Source organism: Pseudoalteromonas sp. SR45-5, from assembly GCF_014163565.1.
Lineage (GTDB): Bacteria > Pseudomonadota > Gammaproteobacteria > Enterobacterales > Alteromonadaceae > Pseudoalteromonas > Pseudoalteromonas distincta.
Genome location: NZ_JACJDN010000838.1, coordinates 1 through 1,405, shown reverse-complemented (window position 1 = coordinate 1,405; position 1,405 = coordinate 1). Strand labels below are relative to the sequence as shown.

The 1,405-nt window shown below is 39.0% G+C and carries 2 protein-coding genes; both read left to right on the top strand.

The genetic code is table 11. The annotated features are described in order from the left end of the window. Positions 1–28 precede the first annotated feature (28 nt). The gene (locus tag H5072_RS19475; RefSeq protein WP_033029579.1) at positions 29–640 is read left to right on the top strand and encodes a MarC family protein; all 612 of its coding nucleotides are present in this window, start codon (positions 29–31) and stop codon (positions 638–640) included. Between the two features lie 30 nt (positions 641–670). After that, positions 671–1,405: alpha/beta hydrolase (locus tag H5072_RS19470; RefSeq protein ID WP_182694510.1), on the top strand; the 735-nt coding region annotated here is incomplete at its 3' end.

The following is a 1,405-nucleotide window of genomic DNA, read 5'->3' as shown; positions in this document are numbered from 1 at the left end:
AAACATTTACGCTTAACAAGGATTTTATATGCTAGAAAAACTCTCTCAAGATGCGCTTGTAATTTGGGCGACCATTGACCCAATAGGCACTATGGCGCTGTTTGCTGCGCTTACTTCTCATTTAACTGATCAACAACGCCGTAAAACTGCATTTAAAACGGTACTTTATGCCGGGGGCGTATTATTGGGTTCTATTTTAATAGGGCAACTAATACTTAATGCGATGGGAATTAGGTTGGTGTCGTTTCAGTTAGGGGGCGGAATTATATTGTTTTTATTTGGCCTGCAAATGATTTTTGGAAACGATTCTAACAAAGCCAAACAAGACCCCGATCACGATATAGCCGTGTTTCCGCTTGCTATACCTGCAACGGCGACTCCTGGCGCTATTTTGGCGGTAATACTACTTACCGATAACCACATACACCCAATTACTACTCAAATAGGCACAGCGCTTGTTACACTTGGTGTGTTGGGTATTACCTTAATACTGTTGCTGCTTTCGGGTAAAATTATTAAGCTAATTGGTACTGGCGGCGCGTCTATTTTAACGCGAGTGATGGGAATGATTTTAGCCGCGTTTTCGGTTGAGCTTATTATGACCGCGCTGGAAATAAAACAATGGGTTAAGCTCGATTAAATAACTCCTAAACATTGAAAGGAATGCCGTATGGCAATAAAAATAACAAAACACTATATTATTAATTTAAGTTTAGCCGTAGTCATTTTTGCTATTGGTATTTTAGCTATACGCTATTACAACCATTATGTATCGGCCTATACAGATGTAACAATTAACTCAAGCGTGCTTAAGGAGTCGCGCAAAGTGTTTATAAGATTGCCCGCTAATTACAATCCTAAAAAAGCGTATCCGTTAATTATTAAAACCGATGGTAACTTTAATTTAGATACATGGGATAAAGCACTTACAAAACAAGCTAAGAGCGAAAAAGGGGATAAGGCTATATTGGTGTCTATTCCTAATTTGTTTTTTACAGATACACGTAATCGCGATTTAGTGCCTCCTTATGCCCGCCAAGATGTTAATACACAAGCGCGTCCAGCGCATGAAACACTTATTGAACCAAATGGCGAAGCCGACAAGTTTTTAGCGTTTATTGAAACTGAGTTACTCCCTTATCTATCAGCAAAATATAAGCTTAGTAATAACCGTGTTTTAAGTGGTTTTTCGGCAGGTGGTAGCTTTGTACTGTATACGCTGCATACAAAGCCTGAATTGTTTAATGGCTATTTTGCTTTTAGCCCTGCGGCTTGGTATGACGATATGACCGTAGTTAATAATTTAGAAGCGTTTTTAAGTGCTCAAGATAACAAAGTTAAGTCGTCTACTTATTTATATCTTTCGGTGGGTGGGGCAGAGCATCCGCTAATGTTAAAAGCGTTT